Origin of the sequence: Kitasatospora viridis (genome assembly GCF_007829815.1) — a bacterium.
In the GTDB taxonomy this organism is placed as follows: domain Bacteria; phylum Actinomycetota; class Actinomycetes; order Streptomycetales; family Streptomycetaceae; genus Kitasatospora; species Kitasatospora viridis.
On record NZ_VIWT01000007.1, the window covers coordinates 1 to 21,525 of the forward strand.

Genomic DNA, 21,525 nt, shown 5'->3' on the forward strand with positions numbered 1-21,525 from the left:
TACGAGCTGTCCACGACGTCCAGGCAGTGCTCGTTCCCGGCCCGGTCCCAGCCGGCGCTGCCCCGCACCAGGTCGAGGATCGGCTCGACCTTCAGCACGTTGCGCTCGTCCAGCATCCCGGGCCCGAGGTCGATCATCCCGCCGTACACCGGGTACAGGTACAGCATCGAGAGCAGCAACTTCACGAACCGCAGCTGGTAGTTGATGAAGCCCGCGCCGATCCGGCGCTCGGGGGTGTAGTAGTTGACGATGTGCCGCTTGTGGATCACGCCGGGCAGCTTGGCGTGGACCAGGGCGTGCAGCACGGCGTAGTCACTGCCGAGGGTCGCCAGCGAGGGCAGCAACGGCAGCACCTCGTAGGCCCGGTGGTCCAGGGCGACGTTGCACATGTAGACGTCCCAGATGTCCGGCACGCCGAGGACGGACTCGTCGTCACCGAACGCCTCGTCGCCGGCACCCGTGAAGGAGACCTCCACCATCGCGTCCCGGTCCTCCTGCGGCCACACGGGCGGCGTCCACAGGCGCACCAGGTCGCGGTAGACCTCCGGGTCCAGCTCCTTGATCTCGCCGATGTCCACGTTGAGTTCGCCGATGAAGGAGCCGCTGACCAGCATCACCGGCTTGTCCGCGTCGGCCGGGTCGAGCTTGGAGACGGACACGCCGGCCACCGCCTCGCCGGCCGGCTTGCCGATCGACAGCAGCTCGTGGTGGATCGGGAACATCTTGCGGCCGTCGACGACCTGGTAGTCGAAGTCGTCGTTGCGCAGGTGCGCCGAGGTGCAGCCCAGCGCGGTCGCGCCCAGGAACAGCCGGTTGACGCAAGAGCCGTAGGCGACGCCCTGCGGGAGCATCAGGTCGAGCAGCAGCGCGGGGTCGGCGGCGGCGCCGGAGCGCTCGGCCACCCCGAGCAGGAAGTCCCGCTGCTCCGCGTTGCCGAGGTGGTGCACGAACACGCCGGCGGTGGGCGCCAGCGAGGCCACGGCGGCCGCGTTCTTCGCGAACTCGGCGGCCTCGGTGGTGTCGAGGACGAGGAGGTGGACCTCGACCCCGAAGGTCGCGACGGCGTAGGCCGCCTCCTCGGCGAGGTCCACGATCGTGTCGGGGCAGGCACGCATGGTGGGCAGGGCGAGGCAGACTCGTTGCATGTGTGGGACTCTCCGTCTGGTCAGCGGATTCGTTGCGAGAGTTGTCGATTGAGCGGAGCACGCAGCCCTGGCTGGCGGCGCAGCAACGAAGCGTCGGTGTAGGGCGGTTGACGACGCGCGCGCGGACGTGATCGCGGCCGGCGGTCCGGGCGGCGGTCCGGACGGCGGTGGCGGCGCCGGATCGCGGGGCCTCGCCGGACTCGGGTGGATGACCTTGCTCACCACATTGGACTAGACCAACTTCGGTGTCAACACGGTGCATTCGGCGATCGGGCGGCGCGCGCCGACTCTGCCCGATGGGGAAGGCGTCCCTGCCCTTGAGCGTACGTCGGAGGGCCGGTGAGCCGCTGTGCGCTGCGGCTCACCGGCCCTCCTGGCCGTGCTGGTGTGGGGTTGTCGGGTCAGCCCAGGCCGAGGGTGTCGGCGACCTGGCCGGCCATCGCGGCCTCGCCCGTGGCATTGGGGTGCACTGGAACGTAGTTGGTGCCGAACAGGATCGGTTCGATCCAGCGGGTGCCGATCGGCTGGCAGGCGTCGTGCCCGTCGGAGGCGGCGGACATGTCGACGTAGGTGGCGCCGGTGTCGGCGGCGGCCCGCTGTACGGCCGCGTTCAGGTGCCCCTCCAGATCGCGCAGGTAGGGGATGTCGCCGGAGGCGATGGGCATCTTCAGGAAGCAGCCGGGAACCGCCTGGCTGGGCACGATCCACGGGTAGCCGACGATGGCCACCCGGGCGTTGGGCGCCTTGGCCCGGACGGCGGTGAGCGCCGCCTTCAGTGCCGGGTAGGTGCTGTTGTCGATGGTGTCGTCGAAGCTGGAGCCGTACAGGCTCTGGCAGGGGTGGCCGAACCCGAGGGTGACCACGCCGGCCGAGCCGCAGGCCAGGATGGCGTCGATGAAGGTGTTGTTGTCGTTGCCGCCGATGGTCATGGTGACCAGGTCGGTGCTCGCGCTCAGCGCGTCCAACTGCGGTGCGACGCCCGGATACTGGGAGCCGGCGAAGTCCTTGGTCTGAGCCCCGCCGCAGGTGGCGTCGGTGAGGTTCAGGCCGGCCTGGGCGGCCAGGTCGTGCGGGTAGTTGAGGCTGGAGCGGGCGCACTCCAGCGGCGCGCTCAGGTCGAGCGGCAGGACGCCCGATCCGGCGCTGTAACTGTCGCCGAGCGCGACGTAGTTGAGGGGCTGTTGGGCCTGGGCCTGGACCGGCGTCGCGAGCGCGAGGCCGGCCAGGGTGGCGGCCGTCGCGACGGTGGCCGCGAGGCGGCGGGGGAGGGCGGGCAGGGGCATTCGGGGTCTCCTTGAAACCAGGGGTGGGGGCTGTGCCAAAGAGAGGTGTCGGCCGAGCAGTTGGGGGGCTGCGGGCCGCGCTTCCGTGAAGTTACTCGCCGGGAAGTTACCCACTGGTCAGGTAGCGGTCAATGGCCGTCGCACGTTTTGTCGCGGACGGCCGCATCGTCGAGTGTCCGCGGGCGGCTCCTCCGTAGCTGGTGACTCGTACCCCCTGGGGTAAGAGGTTCCCAATGCATACCCCCCTGGGGTACTGTCGCCCGGTAATGATCAGCGAGTGGCGACACACCGATGATCAGGGGAGGGCGACGGTCCGCGGTGATGCCCCACAGTGGGTACGCGGCGGTCGCCGGCGCGACATGACGACGGAGGAAGCAGGACCGATGCACGCCATTCTTCACGCGCTGTCCATCACGGGGTCGATGACCTGGGAGATCACCTGGGCCCTGATCCTCGGCTTCACGCTCTCCGCCATTGTGCAGGCCGTCGTGCGCCGAGCGACGATCGTCCGGCTGCTGGGCGACGATCATCCCCGCACCCTGGCGGTCGCCTCCGCGCTGGGCATGGCGTCCTCGTCCTGCTCCTACGCAGCCGTCGCGCTGGCCCGCTCGCTGTTCCGCAAGGGCGCGAACTTCACCGCTGCGATGGCCTTCGAGATCGCCTCGACCAACCTGGTCGTCGAACTCGGAGTGATCCTGGCCCTGCTGATGGGCTGGCAGTTCAGCGCGGCCGAGTTCATCGGCGGGCCGATCATGATCGTGCTGATCGCGGTGCTCTTCCGGCTCTTCCTGCGCTCCAAGCTGCTGCGTGAGGCACGGGAGCAGGCCGAGCGCGGGCGTGCGGGATCGATGGAGGGCCACGCCGCGATGGACATGTCCGTCCAGCGTGAAGGATCGTTCGCCCGCCGGTTGTTCTCCGGCGAGGGCTTCACCTCGGTGGCGCACGTCTTCGTCATGGAGTGGGCTGCGATCCTGCGCGACCTGGTGGTCGGCCTGCTGATCGCGGGGGCGATCGCTGCCTGGGTGCCGGACTCCTTCTGGCACTCCTTCTTCTTCGCCGGCCACCCACTCGCGTCCAAGATCTGGGGCCCGATCATCGGACCGGTCGTCGCGGTGATCTCCTTCGTCTGCTCCATCGGCAACGTGCCGCTCGCGGTGGTGCTCTGGAAGGGCGGGATCAGCTTCGGCGGGGTGGTGTCCTTCATCTTCGCCGACCTGCTGATCCTGCCGATCCTCAACATCTACCGGAAGTACTACGGCCCGCGGATGGCCGCCTTCATCGCCGCGACCTTCTACGCCGCCATGGTCGTCGCCGGGTACGTGGTGGAGTTCGCCTTCGGCGGCGTCGGCCTGATCCCCGACCAGGCCGACGCCAAGATCCCGATGGAGGGCGTGAGCTGGAACTACACCACCTGGCTCAACATCGCCTTCCTGCTGCTGACCGCCGCGCTGATCATCCGCTTCTGGCGCACCGGCGGCCCGGCGATGCTGCGGATGATGGGCGGCTCACCGGACGATGGCCACACCGGGCACCACCACGCGGGCCACGACCACGACGGGCACCACCACGCCGGCCACGACCACCACACCGAGCACGACCACCACGCCGAGCACGCGCAGCACGCCGATCACCACGAGGCCGCGCCCACCGACCACGCGCACCACCATCATGGTCCGCAGACCGCCCCGGGCGATGCCTACCCCCGGGGGGTACAGTGATCCTCGTGAGTCCTCCGCTCGCCGCCTTGACGCGGCGCCAGTTCATGGCCCTCAGCGGGCCCGCGCCCGCCGGCGTGCGGTGGCGCGGCGGGCCGGCTGGACTGCTCCTGCTCCTCGTGGCGGCGCTGGGCCTGATCGCTCACCACTCGCTCACACCGCCCATGGCGATGTCCGCGCCCATCGCCACCGCCGTCAGCCCGGCAGCGATGTCCGCACTCATGGCGCCCGACGGCGTCGCGGCCACCGACCATGCGCGCCTCGGAACGCCCACCGCACAGCACGCACTGCCCGTCGGCTCCTCCGGCTGTGAGCAGGAGCACTGCACGGGCACCCCACAGCAGCCCAAGCCCCTGCCGGCTCCGGCACTCCCCGGCGGTCTGATCGTCGTTGCCCGGCCCGCGGCGGATCGCCCAGGCGCACCCGGATTCCCGTCCAGGTCGGGGGCGCCCCCACCGGACCTGGTACAACTCTCGGTCTCTCGCACGTAGAAGTCGCCTGAGCCGGTCGCACCCCCGCCGGCTCCGCAGCTCAGCCATGCCCACGGCACGCCGTGTTGCGTGCTTCGCGACTTCGACGAGAGACAACTCCATGACCACGACCGACCGCCGCTCCGTCCTGCTGGCCGGGCTCGGCCTGGCGGGCACCGGCCTGCTGGCCGCCTGCTCCGGCTCCCCGTCCGCCACCACGCCTGCCCTGGTCAGCCCCTCCGGCAGCCAGGTCACCCAGGCCGAGGCCAAGCGGCGCGCCACGGGCCGCGAGAAGACCGTCACGCTCACTGCGACCGCCGCCCCGCTGGACCTGGGCGGCGCGACCGTGCGGACTTGGCGGTACGAAGACCTGCCGCAAGGCGGCCTGCGCCTGTCAGCCGGCGACACCCTGGTCGCCACGCTCAAGAACCACCTCCCGGCCGCGACCTCGATCCACTGGCACGGACTGGCGCTGCGCAACGACATGGACGGCGTCCCGCCGGTCACCATGCGCGCCGTACAGCCCGGCGCCGACTTCACCTACCGCTTCGTCACCGAGCGGCCCGGCACCCACTGGTTCCACCCGCACACCGGGGTCCAGCTCGACCGGGCCCTCTACGGGCCGCTGATCGTCGACGATCCGAAGGAGCCGCTCAGCTACGACGCCGAGTGGGTCGTGGTGCTGGACGACTGGCTGGACGGGGTGACCGGCACCCCCGACCAAGCCCTCTCCGGCCTGCGCAAGGGCATGGCCGGAATGGACGCAACCGGGATGGACATGAACGGCATGGACGGCATGGACATGGACGGCATGGACATGGGATCCGGCAGCTCCGCCTCGCCGGACTCGGGCGGCATGTCACCGTTCATGCTGATGGGCGCCACCAGCCGGCTACTGGGCGGCGACGCGGGAGATGTCGCCTACCCGTACCACCTGGTGAACGGCCGGCTCGCCACCGCACCGGACGTCTACCAGGCCAAGCCCGGCACCCGGGTGCGCCTGCGAATCATCAACGCCGGCGGCGACACCGCCTACCGCCTGGCCCTGGGCGGCCACCGGATGACCATCACCCACACGGACGGCTACCCCGTGCAGCACGAGGAAGTGGACGCGCTGCTGCTCGGCATGGGCGAGCGCTACGACGTCCTGGTCACCCTGAAGGACGGCGTGTTCCCCCTGACCGCGCTGGCCGAGGGCAAGAGCGCCAACGGCATGGCGCTGGTGCGCACCGGCTCCGGCACCGCCCCCGCGCCCACCACCCGCCCGGCCGAACTGGACGGCCGGATCCTGCGCTCCACCGACCTGCGCGCCGACGAATCCGTCCGGTTGCCCGCCAGGAAGGTCGACCGGACCCACCGGATCGAGCTGACCGGCGGCATGGCCAAGTACGACTGGGCGCTGAACGGCAAGCCGTTCGACCTGAACAACCCCACCGCCAACCCGTTCACGGTCACCGTCGGCGAGCGGGTGCGCCTGCGGTTCGTCAACAGGACCACCATGTGGCACCCCATGCACCTGCACGGCCACGCCTTCCAGGCCGGCGCCCAGGGCCCGCGCAAGGACACGGTCATCGTGCTGCCGGGCGCCACGGTCGAATGCGACTTCGATGCCGACAACCCCGGCCAGTGGCTGACGCACTGCCACAACCTCTACCACGGCGAGGCCGGAATGATGGGCCTGGTCGCCTACGCCGCCTGATCCCGCACCAACTCCCGAGAGACCGAAAGGGCCGACCCAGGCCGTGCGCATCTGACGTCACGGGTAACCCGGGAGCGGACCCTGCGTCGCGGACCTTCCCGGATCCGGCGCCGTCCGCCGCGCGGCGGCGGGGAACGGTTCGCGGTGCCCGCGCCATTGAGTGGGCACCGCGAACAACCGCACCATGCACCAGGATTCGACTGCGCGGCCCCCTCTGGACGCCCGCCAGGTCGCAACGACATCCGACCAGGCCGCCCTTCAGGGCGCCGGGACGTTCTCAAGACAGGACGTGCCGCTCCCAGAGGCTGGTCAGGTGCGCGTGCAGGACGTCCTGTGCCTCTTGCGGGGTGAGGCGGCCGATGAGGACGTGGGTGGTGAGGCCGTCGGCGAGCGCGAGGAGGGTGCGGGCCTCGCGCTGCGGGTCGGTGGGCGCGGGGTGTCCGGCGCTCTCGCCGGCTTCCCGGATGAGCCGGGTGAACGTCTGCTGCAGAGCTGCGTAGTTGGCTTTCAGGGTGTCGGCGAGCGGCTCGCTCACCACGGCCTGGGCGACGAAGGCGAGCCAGACCCGGGCCTCGGCGCGGTGTTCTTCCCGCAGCAGGGCGACTTCGGTGACCGCGTGGCCCAGGGTGGTGGCGGCCGACTGGGCCGGACTCTGGACGAGGCGGGCCCGGACCCGCTCGGTGATCCGTTCGCCGATGTTCCTGAGGGTGAACACGAGCATCTCTTCCTTGCTGCGGAAGCAGCGCTGCACGGCGCCCATCGACACCTGGGCCCGGGCGGCGACGTCGCGCAGGGTCACGCCTTCGAGTCCGTGCTCGTCGGCGAGGAGGCAGACGGCCTCGGCGATGCGGCTGCGCCGGTCCTCGTGGTCAACCTTCCTGGGCATGCCTGGTTACCTCCGTCGGGTCGATGCCTTATTCGATGCGCTCGTATCGGTTCCCAGGCTACAGTTCCGATGCAAGCGCATCGGAACGTGGATGGGGAGGATCGGAATCATGGGGGATGCCCTGTGGGAACTGTCGGCTGCGGCACAGGCGCGGGCAGTGCGAGGCGGTGAGGTCCGCGCCGTCGAGCTGGTCGAGAGCCATCTGGAGCGCATCGCCGAGGTCAACCCGGAGGTGAACGCGGTCACCCAGCTCCTGGCGCAACGCGCCCGGCAGGCCGCCGAGTGGACGGACCGGCGGTGGGCCGCGGGCGAAGAGTTGGGCCCGCTCGCCGGGGTGCCGTTCACCGTGAAGGAGTCCACGGCCATCGAGGGCGTGCCGACCACGTTCGGCACCCCGCGCTTCCACGATCTGGTGGCGCCGGCCGACGCGCCCCCGGTGGCCCGGCTGCGCGCGGCCGGGGCGATCCCGATCGGACACAGCAACATGCCCACCCTGATCCTGGCCGGGATGCACACGCGCAGCGAGCTGTTCGGCGACACGCTCAATCCCTGGGACCGCGCCCGGACTCCCGGCGGCACGAGCGGTGGCGACGCGGTGGCCGTCGCGACCGGCATGGCCGCGCTCGGGCTCGGCAACGACTCCGGCGGATCGGTGCGGGTCCCGGCCCAGTTCTGCGGTGTGGCCGGGCTGAAGCCGACCACCGGCCGCTTTCCCGCCGACCACCGCATCCTCGGCCCGGACGACCCCGGCCCGGCGTCCCAACTGCTGGTCACCGACGGCCCGTTCGCCCGGACCGTGGGTGATCTGCGGCTGGCGTACGAGGTGTTGGCGGGCACCGATCCGCAGGACCCGCGGGCCGTACCGGTGCCCGCGTACGGCGAGCCCCTGCCCGGGCCGGTGAAGGTCGCGGTCGTGGCGGACCCCGGCGGGCACGGCGTCCACCCCACCGTGCGCGCGGCCATCGCGACCGCGGCCGACGCACTGCGGGACGCCGGGTACGACGTGCGCGAAGTGGCGGACGTGCCCCGGCTGGACGAAGCGCTCGACGCCTACGGCCGGATCGTCGTGACCGAGTTCGCCCCGACCTGGCCAGTGGTGCGGGGGCTGCTCGGCGAGGGCGGTGACCGCTACATCGAGATGACGATGGAGCAGACCCCGCCCGCGACAGCGGACGAATTCATGAGGCTCATGGGCAGCTGGCTGGGCATCCGCCGCTCCTGGGCCGAATTCCTGCACGAGTACCCGCTGTTGCTCGGCCCCTCGTTCACCGAACCACCCGTCGAACCCGGGCTGGAGTCGCGCGACCGGCCCGGGCACGACCGCGTCGGCTCGGGCATGCGCCTGTGCACCGTGACCAGCTTCGTGGGCGTGCCCGGAGTGGCCGTGCCGACCGGGGTCGCCGACGGCCTGCCGACCGGAGTGCAGATCATCGGGCGCGCCTTCCGCGAGGACCTGTGCCTGGCCGCGGCCGAGGCGATCGAGGCCCGGCTCGGCGTCCTCGCGCCCGTTGACCCGCACTGGGGCGTTCGGGCTGATTGATCCCCCGCGTCACAGCGGCCTCGCGCGGCTGGTGGATGACGCATGCCTGGCTTTCGATGAGTACGAGACCTATCGCCCAGCTGACTGCCCGAGTTGGTCAGTGAGGTCAAGAGCGTAGGCACGAACGGCTGGGTCGGTTGCCAGGGCTGCGTCGGCGAGGAGGTGAAGGCGCCAGTACAGGCGCAGGCGTTGGCGGATGTCCCGGGAGCCCGGATCCGTGATGATCGGTTGTGGTGAGGTCAGGTGAAGGCGGACGGCGAGTCTGGCGAGGTCGGAGAGCGGGTCGCCGAAGGCGGCGAGTTCCCAGTCCAGTAGTAGCCCGTGGCCCTGGGGTGTGCTGACGAGGTGTCCGGGTTGCAGGTCGTGGTGGAGCAGCCGTGGCGCGGTGTTGGGATTCACTCGATCGAGTTCCCGGCGCACTGAGTTCACGGCGTTGACGAGTTCGGGTGCTGTGCGGGCGTAGAGGTTCAGACGGTCGGTGAGGTAGGCCTGCCAGGTGGGGTGTCGGGTGGCACCGGCCAGGCGTCCGAAGTGGGTGCCGGGGATGGCGTGGACGGTGGCGAGGGGGTCGGCCAGTTCTTTCAGGAACCGGTCGACGGGGACTGGCTCGGCTTGGACGGCGCTCTGCGCGGTCCAAGCCGGCCGTCCCTCGGGGGCAGCGGCCAGCAGGCGGGGCCCGGGGCCGTGATGATGGGTGATCAGGGCGAGGGCGGCGGCTTCGTTGGCGGCGCGGGCCGGGTCCTGATAGTGCTTGAGGACGTACGGCACCTCGTCGGTGATGTACCAGACCCGGTTGGCCTGGCCGGTGGTGATCTCGATGGCTCCCCTCGGGACGCGGCCGTCGATCCTCGCCACGGCGGTCAGGCGAGGTCGCCGAGGTAGCGGGTGGGAGCCTCGTCGGTGAGGCCGGCGATCAGGTCGCGCAACCCATGGGGCAGCAGGTTCAGGCCCGGGATCTTCTCCAACTCCACCCACTCCAGGCCGGTCTGGGCCTCGTCCTGGGCGTGACCGCCGAGCTGGTGCGGGTCGCTGTCGAGGCGGCACAGGAAGATCGCCTCGATTCGGTGGTCGCTCGGGTCGCCGTCGTGATTGGCGCCGATGTACTCACGCAGCCACAGCAGACGCTCGGGAGTGACGTCCAGGCCGGTCTCTTCCAGGACCTCGCGGTGGGCGGTGGCGTCGAAGGCCTCGCCAGGGTGTTGGCCGCCGCCGGGCAGGAAGTAGCAGTCCTGCCCGCTCCAGTGGGCGCGCTGGAGCAGGATCCGGCCGTCGTGGAGGACGACGGCCTTGGCCGCGTTGCGGATGGTGGGGACGGTGGGTTCGGCCATGGCGTGCTCCGGTGTCTGAAAGGTGGTCAGGTTCAGCGTTCAGTCTTGCCGAAGTCGGAGCGGCGTCCGGCCGTTTTGGCCCAGAGCAGCCGCCAGGGCCCGGCCAGGCGTACGAACGGTTGGAGGGGGCTGGCCGCCACGAGAGCGATCGGATGTACGGGGCGAGTGCGGGGAGGCAGTTCCGTGCCGCTCGGCGGGCGGACGCCTCGGTGTAGTGCGGGGACGAGAGCGAGCAGTCGGGCGGTGGTGACCGGGCCGTGCAACAGGACGCCCACCGCAGCGACCTCGGCCCACAGCGGGCCTGCCCACCAGGCGCTGGCGACGGCGGCGGCGAGCACGGGTGCGCCCAGGAGCCAGACGGCTTCGTCCAGCCACTCCCGCAGCACGAGAACGGCCTTGGCCTGGGAGGAGAGCGTGCTGGGCAGGTGGGCGATGGCACGAGCGTGCCGGTCGGGCCGGGCGGAGGCGGCGAAGGCGAGCGCATGGAGGTTGGCCAGTCCGGTGGTGTCGGTGTAGGGCTCGTCGAGGACCAGCGCTGCGCTGGGGACGAGATCCGCCCCGAGCAGGGAGAGGCGGTGCCCGGTGCCGAGGTCCTCCATCGGCTCGGGGAAGCCTGCGAGGGTACGCAGGGCGGGCAGGTGCACGGCCATCCCGCAGCCGACGGCGTACACCATCGGCCGCAGCGCCGTGCGCGCCGGGCCGGGCAGACGGGAGCGGGTGATCTGCTGGTGGAAGAGGAGGCGGGCCAGTTCGATGCCGAGTGATCGGCGCAATTGGTAGGCCCACTCGCCGGCCAGCAGCAGGCCGACCGGACCGGTCGGGAACGCGCGACGAGCGAGCAGCGGGAGGCGCTGCTGCTGGATGAGCGCTGGGGTGCGGCCGGTTCCGGCCCGGTTGATGGAGGCGGCGTCGGCGAGGGCGGTGAGGGCGCGGGTGTCGGGGACGGCGTCGGCATCGTAGACCAGGACGAAGGTGTCGTCGCCGTCGGCGCCCTCGTGCCAGCCGAGTGGGCCGAGGATATCGGGCAGGCGGTCGAGCGCCCAGTTGAGTTGTCCGGCCTTGCGGCCCCCGACATCGTCCTGGTGAACGTGCACCAGCGGAAGGTGCCGTGTGGGTTGGCTGGCCAGCTCGGTCACGATGTCGGCGGTGCTGGGCTCGGTGTCGAACAGGTCGGTCAGCAGCGCGAGCTGCCCGTCGGGCGGAGCGGCGTTCACCAGCTGGGCGACGACTGGGCAGCGGCGGGCGGGGAACAGGCCCCGCAGATGAGCCGCCGTCAGGACGGGCAGTGCGGCTAGCTTGGGCAGGCGGTGGCGCTGCTCGGTGCGGGCGGAGTGCTCGCGTTCGGTGGTGATGACCACGACGGCAGCTTGGCCAGCGGGGTAGTCGAGCGCGGTGAACGCGGCGATCGACTCGGCGGCCACGTCCTGCTCGCGAAGCATCGGCACCAGCACCACGAACCAGGGCACGGCATCACCGCCGCCGGGGTCCTGGTGGGCGGGTGCGGAGCGCAGCAGCCAGCGCGCGCTCGCCTCGACGGCGAGGGCGGCCCAGGCGGCGCGGGCCAATAGAACGGTCACCAGCAGCGGCACGAGGACGTCCAGCCACAGCGCGAGCAGACTCACTCTTCCTCCAACAGGCGGTAGACGGCGCGGACCTGGTCGGCGACCAGTGGCCAGGCGAGGGACTCGGCTCGCCCGCGCGCGGCTGAGCGCCGAAGTTCGTGGGCCTGGGTGCCGAGTTCGCCGAGGAGCGTGTCGACGGCGGTCGCGGCGGACGGGGCGTCGCCCGGAGGCACGAGAAGTGCGGCCAGGTTGGTACCGGCGTAATACGGGATTCCGCCGATTCCGGTGACGACGGCCGGGGTGCCGCAGGAGAGGGCCTCCAGCAGCGCATTGTTGGCGCTGGCCCCGGTCAGGGGCAGCAGTAACAGGGACGCCCGCCGGTAAAGGTCGATCAACTCCTGTTCGCTGATCCCTTCGAGAACTCGGACGGCCGGGTGCCAGTGGCGTGCGGCGGCCTCTCGGGTGACAACGGCCAGTTCGACGTCCCGACCATGGCGCTGGTGCAGGATGTGATGGACGGCGTCGAGGGTGTCGAAGTCGCGCAGCCACCAACCGACGGTCAGCACCAGGGGGCGGCCAGGCCACGGGGGCGAAGCGGCGGGGGTGAAGACGGTGGTGTCGATGCCATGCGGGACCAAGTGCACGCGCTCGGGCGGCAGCAGGTCGGCGAAGAAGTTCCGCTGGCCGGGGTCGAGCACGATGAGGTGCCGACCACGCGGGGCCAGACGCCGCCATTCCTCTGGCAGCAGAAGCCGGGCCAGCCGCTCGGGCGGCTGGTGGTAGGTGACGGCGGTGGGCGCCCTGCGGTGGCGGGAGAACCAGAACTGCTCGTCCCCGTAGAGGACGTGCGCGGGCCGGCGGGAAGCGAGAACGCGCAGGTCGGTGGCGAAGTGCTCGGCCGGGTAGAACGGCAGCGGGCACCGGGAGGCGAGCAGGCGGTGCGCGACCCGGCTGGCTGGCCGGGCGACCGGGTGCGTCGGAGGGGTGATGCGCTGGACCTCGGGCAGGTGGTCGAGTAGGCGGTCGTAGCCGCCGTGGGCGGTGTGCCAGGGCACGCGGACGACGGAGGCGATCACGTGTCAGGTCTCCTTCGCGGGCAGCAGGCTACGGCGGCGCAGCTGCGTGGTGACGGTGGCTGGCTGGTCCAGGCGCAGCACATCCAGGCCGGTGGTGCGGCTGGGGTGCAGGCGCTGGGTCCAGCGCTGGCGGTGTCGGTGGTGGTGCACCGGGCCCCAGCGCAGGATGGAGTCGGGGCTGAGCAGGTGGCGGAAGGTCTCCTGGTTGCCGGCGAACAACTCCTCGCCCGTGGCCGCCCGGCGCAGCGAGCGGGTGACGAGGCGGGGCAGGCAGACCCGCAGCGGAAGGTCGAGCCACACGACCAGCTCGGCGCGAGACAGAAGCATCTCCGCGACCTCGCCGCCGTAGTTGCCGTCCGCGATCCAGGTTGCGGTGGCGAGCCGCTGACGGACGGTTCGGTGAAAGTTAACGGTGTCCAGGGGCGTCCAGTCCGGGCCCCAGAACAGGTCGTCGAGGTCGACGCGCGGCAGGCCGGTGTGGCTGGCGATCGCTGCGGCCAGAGTCGACTTGCCCGCCGCGACCGGACCGACTACAGCGATTCGACGGGGTGTCACCGCAGTTTCCCCGCTATTGCGTCGGCGATCCGGGCCAGCAGATCGGGTTGGTGGACGCCTACGGTGATCTCGATGACGGGCACTGTGGCGACAAGACGGTCGGCGATGGTGGTGGCCTGGCGGGCCAAGTCGCCGACGGGCCGCAGGCGGTCCGCGAACCAGGGCTTCAGCCAGTCCTCGTCGTACGGGGTGCAGCACGCGTCGGTGAGCCGACTGCGGGCCTGCGCGGCCCTGAGTGCGGTCACCCGCAGTGAGGTGCCGTCATCATGCAGGCGCGGGACCACGATCAGCCGTAGCGGCACCGTCTCCCGCACCCGGCAACCGAACGCCGCGGCGAACTCCCGCGGCGTCAGCGCTACCTTGTGTGCGCTGCCGAAGACCTTGGGCAATGTGCCCGCGTGGGGCAGACCCTTGCGCGGGGACACGGCTGCCAGGGTGCCGCCGCCTATCCGAACCGAGAGCGGAATTCCCATCACTGTCCCGGCGTCAGGGGCGATTGCCGCGCGGTCAGAGGCGACCAGGTCCGCACGAAGGTGGGTCGCAAGCGCCGTCAGCACGGTGGTCTTGCCCGCCCCGGACGGCGCGGCCACGAGCACGCCAAAGTCGGTCAGCGCAGCGGCCGCAGCATGGAAGACGGCCCAGCCACGGTGCTCGGCACAGCGCAGCGCCACTTCACGCACGACGCGCATGACGTACCGCTCGCCGCGTTCGGCACCGGGGCGTAGCAGTATCGTCAGCCGGCCCGTCGCGTCCCGGGCATAGAGGTGGTCAGGTCGCAGCAGGCTGTCCGGGACTGGACACCACCACGCGACCTGGCCGCGCCGACACGCCAGGTACGGCTCGCCGCGAAACGGCACCACGGTCACCGAACGGGAGGCCGCGAGGCTCACCAACTGCTCGGCGAACCGGGACTCGTCATGCTGAATCCGGATCCGCGTCTCCTCGCCGCAGGAGGGGGCGAGCGCGTGCTCGGGGCCGAACTCCTTGACGTACTTCTCCTGGGCCGGGTTGGAGTAATGGTCGATGGCAAGGCGGAAGCGATGGCCAGCGAAGAAGACGGCGACCGTGTCGAAACCGATCATGATGGACAGTCCACTCGGGTCGCAGGCATCGGGGTGGCGTGCGTGAACAGTTCTTCGGGCGTGCCGGCCGCCAGTCGGTGAGCGATGTCGATCCCCATCTTGACCGCGTGGTCCATGTTGCCGATCTCGTACCGCCAGGTCCCGAACCGTCCCCGGGGATAGACACCCTGCTTCTCGAACCATGGCACCACCTGAGCCAGGACCTCGTCGCGCCCGAGCGTGGGCACCGGGTAGGCGTACGGGATCACCTCGATGTGGGCGCTCACCAGCGGTGCCCGCTCGGGCACCAAGCCATGGCGGCGCAGCGCCTGGTCACACGAGTGGACCAGGGCCTGCTCATCGAGAGCCTTGCCGGGGGCGATGGACGTTTCGGTCATCCAGGCGCTGAACGCGCCAGTATCGGCACCAGGGACGTTGGCCGGCGCGTACTTGCCGAAGTTCGTGGCTCGATAGAACGGGACGTCCGGCTGGGGAAAGTACAGCCATGACCGCTCGTCGGACGTGGGCGTCCGGTACCCCAACCCGACCATGGCCACCGTGGTGTGCCGCAAGCCCTGCGCTGCTGCCCTCAGTGACTCCGGGCAAGCGGCAGTCATCGCGGCGAGCTGGTTCAGCGGGCCAGTCGCCACCAACTGGTCGTAGCGGACCAGCCGTCCGTCGGCGAGAGCGACGGTGCGTCCCACGGGATCGATGGCGATGGCCTGGGAACGCGTGTGCAGACGGTCCGAGCCGATCCGAGCGGCCAGTCTGCGCCAGATCTCGCCGGTGCCACCGCGCGCAGGGAAGGCGAAGGTGGAGTTCGGGCCCCAGCAATCGGGGACGGCGGTGCCGGCGAACGCGGCCAGGACCTGTTCGATGTCCACCGGGGCCACCCGCTCGGCAACCCAGGTCGAGCCCATGTCCTCCAGCCGTGTCGCCCAGACCTTGGTGTTGTATGGAGCGAAGAACCGATCGACCAGCGTCCGACCGTACATGCCGGCCAGCCACGTCGCGAAGTCCACCGGTGCACGCCCCGGGGTGCCGGTGCCCTGGCGCAGCGTCAGCAGTTCGCGCAGGCAGGTTGCCGACTCCGCAGGAGGCAGGTGGTGAAGGTGCCTCTGGAACGGGTAGGGCACCCACCGGTCGGAGTACCTGACGAACGATGACCTGTCGTGGTGCAGGAGCTCGTCGGCGGCGAACAGTTCGTCCAGTAGCCGGTCGAACTCCCCGAAGTGCGAGAAGACCACGTGGCCACCCAGGTCCCAGGTGAATCCGGCTGCATCCACGACGGACGAGGCGAGCCCGCCCGGGACTTCGGCTGCCTCCAGCAGGAGGAAGTCGTGGTGCCCGAGTCGGGTGAGCTGGTCCGCACATGCGAGACCGCAGGGTCCGGCGCCGAGGATCACGATCCGCCCGGGCACGGCGGCGGGTGGGTGTTGCCCCGGGCGGGTGGATGACGGGCGTAGTCCCATGTGTTCACTCCGGTTACTTGGTGGAAGCACGCTTCGATGCACGGCGGCCCCTGACCTTTGAGGGGCGCCGAGGTTAGTCCCAGTCACCGCGGCGGGCGATGACCGTGAGCGTTGTCGGGTCGGCGGGCTGCCCATCGGGCTCTCCGCCGTAGCGTCGGCGCAGGATCGGGAGGCCGCAGCGCATGTCGGTGACCACCCGCTCTCGGCCGCGAGCGTCCTTGACGAGGTCGCCGACGCCGACCGGGGGCTCCGCGGGATGCTCGGGACGGTTGGCGCTGATCAACTCGGTACCTCCGGAAGGATTGGTGGGGTGGTGGGCCACCCCAGGCCGCCAGCGAGCGGCGAGAGTGGGCCAGCCGGACGATGCAGTTGCAGAGAGGCTGAAGGATCTAGTTGACGAGTCGGGCCGTCACACGGCTGACCGAGCTCGGCACCCGGTCGATCCGAACGATGGCGTCCTTGCCCCCGGCCGGGCTCGATGCGAAGCGGAAGTCGGAAGCGAGCGCGCGAACCAGATCCAACCCGCGGCCGTGGATGCTCAGTTCGTCGACGGGACCGCGCTGGGAGAACCCCGGGATGGTGGGGTCGTTGTCGTGGATGATGACCACAACGCCCCCGGGTGCCCACTGCACCAGCAGGCTGGCCTGCGGGTCGGGGCTCCCGTCCGGCGTGAGCGCGTGGCACAGCACGTTGGACAGCAGCTCGGTCACGATGACTGCCACGTCGTCAGCGAGCTCCGCCAGGCTCCAGAGCCTCAAGCAGCCAACGACGACGGCTCGCGCGTGGCGCACCTTGCTCGCCGCCAAGGTCAGCTCCATCGTCAGCTGGCCCGAGCCGCAGCGGATCAAGGCGCGGGAGCGCCCCAAGGTCGTCGTCGTGTTCTCTGTGCCCATGTCGATTCCAGTCGTTCGCCGGAAACTGCCTCGCGGAGCTCGGTAGCGGTGTGTACTGGCCCCTGTACCGATTGAAACCATTGAAGGGGGCCCGCGAGGGCCACCGACAGAGGGTGATGCGGATGCCTCGGGAATCCGCATCAGGAGGTCAGAGCTCATGCCGCAACCAGAGAGGGTGCTCGACCCCAGCGCCTCGCCAGCCGCGTGGTTCGGCGCCGAGCTGCGCCATCGACGTAAGGCGGCCGGATACAGAACTGCTGGCCCGTTTGCTGCAGCCGTGCAGGTCAGCGTCGATGTGCTGCTGAAGATCGAGAAGGGCGAATACCGTTGTCCGGAGGACCTGCCGCCGCGGCTCGACGCGGTCCTCGGGACCGGTGGGCTGTTCCAGCGGGCTTGGGCGATGGCCTTCGAAGCGGACAATTGGCTGGCTGATGCGGATAAATCACGTCGTGGACTCCCCAGTCGAACCGCACAGCTACTCGAAGGACGCATGCTGGGGGGAACTGCACCACTCCCAGCCGGAAGTGACCCCATGCAACGTCGTGCTCTCCTCGCCATCAGCGGGCTTGCTGCCCTCGCCCCCCTGAACCTCGTCGGACTCCTCACGCCCGCGACAGCTCTGCCGCTGCCGCGACGGATCAGCCCTGGCGAGATCAGCCAGCTGACGGAGATGGCCGACAGCCTTCAACGGTGGGACAACTCCTACGGCAGCGGAGGAATGGTTGGCCAAGCGGCTTCCAACGCCATGCGGTGGGCCGTCGGCCTGCTCTCTGTCGACTGTCCGGACTCGCTGCGGCAGAACTTCCTGGCGGCCATCGCCCGTCTCGGACTGGTCGCCGGCGCCTGCCAGTTCGACATCCTGGAGCATGAGCCTGCCGAGACCGCCTTCCGAATCGCGGTGGAGTGCGCCGAGGAGGGGCTCCACTGGCACCTGCGTGCCAAGGGCTACTCCATGCTTGCCCGCCAGGCGGTCTGGATCGGTCAAGCGGACAACGGCCTGACGTACGCGGAGAAGGGCTTGGTGCGCTCGGACCGCCTGTCCGCCACGGAGCAGGCGATGCTCCACGCCGCCAGGGCGCGCGCATGGGGGAAGCTCCGCAATGTCCGGGAGACGCTGGCCGCGGTCGGTGCTGCTGACGATTCCTTCGCACGCCGGGAGCCGGAGAACGATCCCACCTGGATGAGCTACTACGACGAGGCTCAGCACAACGGCGATACCGCCCACGCCCTGTTCGACCTCGCGGTCGGAGTCGAAGGGCATGATTCCGCGCAAGCCATCAGGCGGTTCACCACGGCTGTACGTGGCCACGATGACCAGTACTCGCGCTCGCGGGCGCTCTCCTCAACGAAGTTGGCGTCCCTCGTCATTGCTACCGGCGACCCGGCCGAAGGCATCGCCCTCGGGCACCGCGCTGTGGCTCTCTCGAAGAACCTGACCTCGCAGCGAGCAGCGGCAGACCTGAAGGAGCTCGGAACCTACGCGGACCGGGCCTCGACAGTTCCCGGGGCGCTTGAGCTGCGCCATCTGGTCAGAACTATCGTCCAGGCGTGACTGGATCAGGAACGGTGTCATCGTCCGAGGTTTTGCGGGAGGCGTGCTCAGCCGCCGGCTTCGATGCACGCGGTGCCGAGCCGCGTCGGCTCGCCGAGAACGAGACGTGGTCGCTGGCCTCGGGGATCATCGTCCGCATCTCGATGGCTGGGCAGGGAACCGTAGCGGCCCGAGAGGTACAGGTCGCGCGCTGGCTCGCGGAGCAGGGAGTCCGCGCCGTGGCGCCGCTCGCGATGGACCAGCCGGTTGTGGTTGCCAGTCGGCCGGTCACCTTCTGGGTCGAGGTCCCCAACCATCAGCACGGCACGGTCTCCGAGGTTGCGGCGGTCCTGCGGACCCTTCACTCCCTCCCACGCCCTGACCACTTGGATGTCGGCAGGCTGGATCCCTTCGTCCGGCTCAGGGACCGGATCACCGCTGCTGTCACGCTCTCCTCCAGCGACCGCCGATGGCTGGTCGACGTCCATGACGACCTGGTCCAGCAGTGGAACGGCGGGTTCGGCAGCGGGCGACCGGAGTGTTTCATCCACGGCGACGCGTGGCCCGGAAACATCGTCAGCACCTCCGAAGGGCCGCTGGTCATGGACCTGGAACGCGCTTCCGTGGGCCCGCCGGAATGGGACCTCGTGTCCACCGCCGTCCGCTGCCGGACGACTGGCGCCATATCACCAGATGACTACGAGTCCTTCTGCGAGACCTACGGGTATGACGTCACCCTCTGGGACGGCTACTCGGTACTCGCCGCCATACGCGAACTCCGGATCACCTCCTATGCTGCGCAGCACGCATCCACGTACCCAAGTTGGCGGAGGGAGGCCCAGGTCCGCGTCGACTGCCTGCGGGGGCGCCGTGGGCCGCGCCCGTGGAACTGGAAGGGAATTCTGTAGCAGGCGCGCTCAAGAAGGCGTTGACGGTGATGGCGCCGCAATGAAGCGCCGCGACCTCGTCAGCGCCCCGGACTTCGCGCATCCTGACCAGCCGTTCCGGCAGCGACGAGCCCGCCACCCGGCGTGGCGGCAGGGCCTTGACGAGATGCGCCATGGCAGACTGACGGCACATCGAAGTTCGGTCACTGGCAGTCGACTTGGCAAGGTCATCCGCACCCTGCCTTGGAGGTCGTGATGCGTGCAGGCGTCGTGGTCGGTGCGCACCCCGGAGTGGCGGATCTTGCGGTGCGGGCCGAGGAGTTGGGTCTGCACAGCTTCTGGATCAACGACACCCCGATGGTCCACGGCGATCCCTTCGTCGCCTTGAGCCTGTGCGCGAAGGCCACCAGCCGCATCAAGCTCGGCATCGCCGTGACCTCGCCGGCGTTGCGCTCGGCTCCGGCTGCCGCGAGCGGGCTCGCCAGTCTCAACGCGCTGGCGCCGGGCCGGATCGTCTGCGGTGTCGGCACCGGGAACACCGCCCGGCGCACGCTGGGGATGCGGCCGACCACGGCAGCCAGGCTGGAGAGCTTCACCGCCGCGCTGCAGGAGCTGTGCGCCGGGCGCTCGACCGAGTACCGGGAAGGCGACCGGGTCCGCGACGTCCGGTTCCTGCACGCCGGGGCGCAGGTGAACACCACCGACCCGATCGAGTTCGTCGTGGCCGCGCTGGCCGGGCCGAAGGCCGCCGCTGTCGCCGGGCGCCGCGGCACCGGCCTGATCTCCTTCGGGCTGCTGGACCCCACCGCCTGGCACGCGCTGCACGAGGCCCGCCGCCACGCCTCGCAGGACGCGACCCGCACCCCCGACTCCTACCTGGTCACCGCGCTCCACCTCCTCGACGAGGGCGAGGACCCCCACGGCGACGCGGCCCGGGACGCGACCGGCCACCTGGTCCTGTCGCTGCTGGCCTTCGCCGCCGACACGGCCGCCGAAACACCCGCCTTCGCCGACCAACTCGGCCCTGCGGAACGCGAGGCGGTCCGGCGGCTCCTCGACCGGCGCGGCACCACCCCCACCGCGCCGGACCGGCACACCAAGCTCTACCCCGACTACCTCGGACGCATCGCAGCGGACGACCGGGACCTGGTGCTGCCCTCGCTGATGAACGCCCTGGCGCTGGTCGGCACCCGCGACGAACTCCTCGCCCGCATTGCCATCCTGGAACAGGCGGGCATCGACGAACTCCTCATCCAGCCGGTGGTCGACCCGCCCACCGAGATGGCCCGGCTCGCGGAACTCCTCCGCTGAGCGGTACGAATGTCCTCGGCAACTGCACCATGAAGACGTACGAAGACGTAGGGCAATCGGCATGAGTGAGACCATCGAGCAGCTGAGTCGCGTGCTCCCGTCGAGCACGCCTGGCGGGTCGAAGGACTGGGCGTCGGCCGCCCGCAAGATGGGCATCGAACTTCCGCGTGACTACCGGGAGTTCGTCGACACATTGGGCGGCGGGTACATCGACGGCTACCTGTACGTGATGGAGCCGGACTGCCCGTTCGAGGCCTCCGACCTGGTCGGCTTCGCCGAGGAGCGCGCCGAGGCCCTGGAGTACCTCTGGAGCAGTTCGGAGGACAAGCCGGGTGAGCTCGCCGACGCCGGTGACCGCCTGATCGCCTTCGCCATGAGCGACAACGGGGAAACCGCCTACTGGTTGGCGAAGGCCGGGCAAGCACCGGACGAGTGGACGATCATGGTCAACGAAGCCCGCGGCGAGTGGTGGGAGCACTACGACTTGAGCTTCGGTCAGTTCCTGCTCTCGACCCTGACCGGAGAGCTCCGCTGCGAGATCTTCTCCGACAGCTTCCCCGCATCCCCGCACACCTTCCGTTCCTTCGCCGACCCGTCCTGGGACGAGTGAGCCGGGTCGGACCGGTGTGTCCGGCGCTCACCGGCTACTGCGCCGGCTGCGGTCGGCCCACCCAGACCTCGGTGATCCCGCTGACGTAGCGGGCCCCGCAGTGGTCGGCGGGGACCACCAGTTGGGGCCCGGCCTCGTCCAGGGGAGTGCCGTCCATGCTGGTGGCGAGCAGGACCTGTTGGCCGCCGAAGTCCGGGTCGATCTCCGCCCAGGAGAGCACCGCCTGGTGGCCGTCGGCGCCCTTGACCGTCAGCACGAAGCCGGGGCGCTCCTTGCGGCCGGTCAGGTCGACCTGCGGGCGGGCCGCGCACAGGACGTCCCACAGCTTGGGCCCCTCGAAGCCGTGCCGCTGCTCGCCGTCGGAGCGGCAGTCGAAGCTCACCTGGACCTGATGCACCGGCAGATCGCGCAGTTGGGCGACGGTGAGCTCGACGGGGGCGTCGAGGTGGCCGTGGAAGCGGAAGGCGGCAGATCTGTGCATCGGGACTCCGTTCCGGACCG

General features: G+C 70.4%; 20 protein-coding genes. 7 read left to right on the plus strand and 13 right to left on the minus strand.

Annotated features, from left to right (window positions below; translation table 11 throughout):
- Window positions 1-1,145, minus strand: a 1,145-nt coding sequence (locus FHX73_RS41920; RefSeq protein ID WP_145911375.1) for a DUF6271 family protein, incomplete at its 3' end; no start/stop codon positions are given.
- A 401-nt stretch (window positions 1,146-1,546) separates the two neighbouring features.
- Complete coding sequence (locus FHX73_RS41930; protein WP_145911376.1) at window positions 1,547-2,428, minus strand: SGNH/GDSL hydrolase family protein; 882 nt, start codon at window positions 2,426-2,428, stop codon at window positions 1,547-1,549.
- 383 nt (window positions 2,429-2,811) lie between these two features.
- On the opposite strand from FHX73_RS41930, the gene FHX73_RS41935 reads away from it, so the two are divergent.
- Both FHX73_RS41935 and FHX73_RS41940 read left to right on the plus strand, forming a co-directional pair.
- A complete protein-coding gene (locus FHX73_RS41935; protein ID WP_145911377.1) occupies window positions 2,812-4,146 on the plus strand; it encodes a permease in 1,335 nt (444 codons plus the stop codon).
- 588 nt (window positions 4,147-4,734) lie between these two features.
- A complete protein-coding gene (locus tag FHX73_RS41940; protein ID WP_145911378.1) occupies window positions 4,735-6,312 on the plus strand; it encodes a multicopper oxidase family protein in 1,578 nt (525 codons plus the stop codon).
- 277 nt (window positions 6,313-6,589) lie between these two features.
- Here FHX73_RS41940 and FHX73_RS41945 read toward each other — a convergent pair whose 3' ends face one another.
- On the minus strand, window positions 6,590-7,198 hold the full coding sequence (locus FHX73_RS41945) for a TetR/AcrR family transcriptional regulator (RefSeq protein WP_145911379.1): 609 nt from the start codon (window positions 7,196-7,198) through the stop codon (window positions 6,590-6,592).
- 109 nt (window positions 7,199-7,307) lie between these two features.
- On the opposite strand from FHX73_RS41945, the gene FHX73_RS41950 reads away from it, so the two are divergent.
- On the plus strand, window positions 7,308-8,738 hold the full coding sequence (locus FHX73_RS41950; protein ID WP_211786509.1) for an amidase: 1,431 nt from the start codon (window positions 7,308-7,310) through the stop codon (window positions 8,736-8,738).
- Between the two features lie 69 nt (window positions 8,739-8,807).
- On the opposite strand, the gene FHX73_RS41955 is transcribed toward FHX73_RS41950, so the two are convergent.
- The 9 genes from FHX73_RS41955 to FHX73_RS41995 form a co-directional block, all read right to left on the minus strand.
- On the minus strand, window positions 8,808-9,593 hold the full coding sequence (locus FHX73_RS41955; RefSeq protein ID WP_170305325.1) for a phosphotransferase family protein: 786 nt from the start codon (window positions 9,591-9,593) through the stop codon (window positions 8,808-8,810).
- A 5-nt stretch (window positions 9,594-9,598) separates the two neighbouring features.
- Entirely contained in the window at window positions 9,599-10,066 is a 468-nt protein-coding gene (locus FHX73_RS41960; RefSeq protein ID WP_145911381.1) for an NUDIX domain-containing protein, read from the minus strand.
- 32 nt (window positions 10,067-10,098) lie between these two features.
- Window positions 10,099-11,688, minus strand: a complete 1,590-nt coding sequence (locus FHX73_RS41965; RefSeq protein WP_145911382.1) for a glycosyltransferase family protein — start codon at window positions 11,686-11,688, stop codon at window positions 10,099-10,101.
- Window positions 11,685-12,704, minus strand: a complete 1,020-nt coding sequence (locus tag FHX73_RS41970) for a glycosyltransferase family 4 protein (RefSeq protein ID WP_145911383.1) — start codon at window positions 12,702-12,704, stop codon at window positions 11,685-11,687. Before FHX73_RS41970 ends, FHX73_RS41965 begins: the two co-directional genes overlap by 4 nt.
- Window positions 12,705-12,707: 3 nt before the next feature.
- Window positions 12,708-13,259 carry a P-loop NTPase family protein gene (locus FHX73_RS41975; protein WP_211786510.1) on the minus strand — a complete coding sequence of 184 codons (552 nt, stop codon included), beginning with the start codon at window positions 13,257-13,259 and terminating at the stop codon, window positions 12,708-12,710.
- A complete protein-coding gene (locus FHX73_RS41980) occupies window positions 13,256-14,341 on the minus strand; it encodes a nucleoside/nucleotide kinase family protein (protein WP_145911384.1) in 1,086 nt (361 codons plus the stop codon). Before FHX73_RS41980 ends, FHX73_RS41975 begins: the two co-directional genes overlap by 4 nt.
- Window positions 14,338-15,741: a protoporphyrinogen/coproporphyrinogen oxidase gene (locus FHX73_RS41985; RefSeq protein WP_246214226.1), complete on the minus strand. Its 1,404-nt coding sequence runs from the start codon at window positions 15,739-15,741 to the stop codon at window positions 14,338-14,340. Before FHX73_RS41985 ends, FHX73_RS41980 begins: the two co-directional genes overlap by 4 nt.
- A gap of 124 nt (window positions 15,742-15,865) precedes the next feature.
- Entirely contained in the window at window positions 15,866-16,075 is a 210-nt protein-coding gene (locus tag FHX73_RS41990) for a hypothetical protein (RefSeq protein ID WP_246214227.1), read from the minus strand.
- Window positions 16,076-16,181: 106 nt separating this feature from the next.
- A complete protein-coding gene (locus FHX73_RS41995) occupies window positions 16,182-16,685 on the minus strand; it encodes an ATP-binding protein (RefSeq protein ID WP_145911386.1) in 504 nt (167 codons plus the stop codon).
- A gap of 157 nt (window positions 16,686-16,842) precedes the next feature.
- Between FHX73_RS41995 and FHX73_RS42000 the strand changes: the two genes are divergently transcribed.
- From FHX73_RS42000 to FHX73_RS42015, 4 genes are all read left to right on the plus strand, one after another.
- Complete coding sequence (locus FHX73_RS42000; protein WP_145911387.1) at window positions 16,843-18,237, plus strand: NsdA family TPR-like regulatory protein; 1,395 nt, start codon at window positions 16,843-16,845, stop codon at window positions 18,235-18,237.
- A 14-nt stretch (window positions 18,238-18,251) separates the two neighbouring features.
- A complete protein-coding gene (locus FHX73_RS42005; protein ID WP_246214228.1) occupies window positions 18,252-19,124 on the plus strand; it encodes a phosphotransferase family protein in 873 nt (290 codons plus the stop codon).
- A 234-nt stretch (window positions 19,125-19,358) separates the two neighbouring features.
- Complete coding sequence (locus FHX73_RS42010) at window positions 19,359-20,414, plus strand: LLM class flavin-dependent oxidoreductase (protein WP_145911389.1); 1,056 nt, start codon at window positions 19,359-19,361, stop codon at window positions 20,412-20,414.
- Between the two features lie 61 nt (window positions 20,415-20,475).
- Window positions 20,476-21,024, plus strand: coding sequence for an SMI1/KNR4 family protein (locus FHX73_RS42015; RefSeq protein WP_145911390.1), 549 nt, complete (start codon window positions 20,476-20,478; stop codon window positions 21,022-21,024).
- A gap of 34 nt (window positions 21,025-21,058) precedes the next feature.
- On the opposite strand, the gene FHX73_RS42020 is transcribed toward FHX73_RS42015, so the two are convergent.
- Entirely contained in the window at window positions 21,059-21,505 is a 447-nt protein-coding gene (locus tag FHX73_RS42020; protein ID WP_145911391.1) for a molybdopterin-dependent oxidoreductase, read from the minus strand.
- Window positions 21,506-21,525: the final 20 nt, after the last annotated feature.